The following is a 409-nucleotide window of genomic DNA, read 5'->3' as shown; positions in this document are numbered from 1 at the left end:
CGGTGGTGAGGGCGAGGATGCGCTGCAGGACGCGCACGATCACTCCTGCGGGGGTGTGGCCGCCGTGTCGTTCCAGGTCAAGCTGGCTTTTCAAGGTCTGGTTGATCGATTCGATGGTTTGGCGCAGCGGTTTGAACAACCGGGCGCCAGGACGTTCCGGTTCGCCTTTGCGGGCCGGGCGTAGCAGCCGGATGCCCTCCTGGGTGAGGGTGGTTTCGAACTCGGCACCGTAGTAGTTCTTGTCACCGATCAAGATCTGGTCTGGGCGCTCACGCACCAGACAGGGGTCGGCGTTGAGGATCCCGAGCAGGGTCTGGCGTTCGTCGGCTTTCGCACCGGTCAACGCGAACCCGATCGGCAGCCCGCCCAGGGTGCACACCAGGTGCAGGCGCAGCCCCCAGAAGAAGCG

At 65.0% G+C, this 409-nt stretch carries 1 protein-coding gene; it reads right to left on the bottom strand.

Going from position 1 to position 409, the window contains the following annotated elements; all coding sequences use genetic code 11:
• Positions 1–409 (bottom strand): transposase (locus FXO23_RS43590; protein WP_158893662.1); only part of this gene is annotated, 409 nt, incomplete at both ends.

The sequence above is a fragment of the Amycolatopsis anabasis genome (genome assembly GCF_009765355.1).
GTDB lineage: Bacteria > Actinomycetota > Actinomycetes > Mycobacteriales > Pseudonocardiaceae > Amycolatopsis > Amycolatopsis anabasis.
The sequence above is the reverse complement of the archived record's forward strand: the minus strand, read 5'-3'. Positions and strand labels throughout refer to the sequence as shown.